At 40.3% G+C, this 685-nt stretch carries 1 protein-coding gene; it reads left to right on the forward strand.

Translation table 11 applies throughout. The features are described from left to right. Positions 1-190: 190 nt before the first annotated feature. Positions 191-685: DEAD/DEAH box helicase (locus tag BCU84_RS02110; RefSeq protein WP_133146611.1), on the forward strand; the 495-nt coding region annotated here is incomplete at its 3' end.

The raw sequence follows: 685 nt of genomic DNA on the forward strand, positions 1-685 counted from the left end.
TGTTATAACATATTGTATTTATGGCTGTTTTTGTTCCCATTGAATTAGTGATATTTTTGAATAATATTTAAATTTTTTGCATGAAAATGACGTTTATGATGAGAATTTAGTGGCGGAAATCATCACTGCTACATCGTGAAAATGTGACTGACATGGTAAAATAACGGTCAATATTTTTGGAGATAGATTAATGCCTTTTGCCGAACTTGAGCTTCAGACTCAACTTTTACAACGTTTAACCGAGTTGAAATACCTACAGCCTTCTTCAATACAGCAACAAGCAATACCTGTCATTCTTGCTGGTAAAGATGTATTAGCTGGCGCGCAAACTGGCACAGGTAAAACGGCGGCGTTTGCATTACCTATCTTGCAGCAATTACTTAATCAGATTGAACCAGCGACTCCACACTCAGCAGCTCCGCAATCTGGTTCAACTCAAGCACTAATATTGGTTCCAACCCGAGAACTGTCGCAGCAAGTAAGCCAAAGTGTTGAAAGCTACGCTAAGTTAACGCCTGTTAAGACAGTGTCTGTTTATGGCGGCGTTGCTATTAAAGCGCAAATCGAAGCGATAAAACGTGGCGCTGATATTATTGTTGCAACGCCTGGGCGCCTGCTGGATTTAGTTCGTCAGCAGGTTTTGTCTTTATCTGACATTAACTATCTAGTGCTTGATGAAGCTGAC

The sequence above is a fragment of the Shewanella sp. 10N.286.51.B7 genome, assembly GCF_002873615.1.
In the GTDB taxonomy this organism is placed as follows: Bacteria; Pseudomonadota; Gammaproteobacteria; order Enterobacterales; family Shewanellaceae; genus Shewanella; species Shewanella electrodiphila.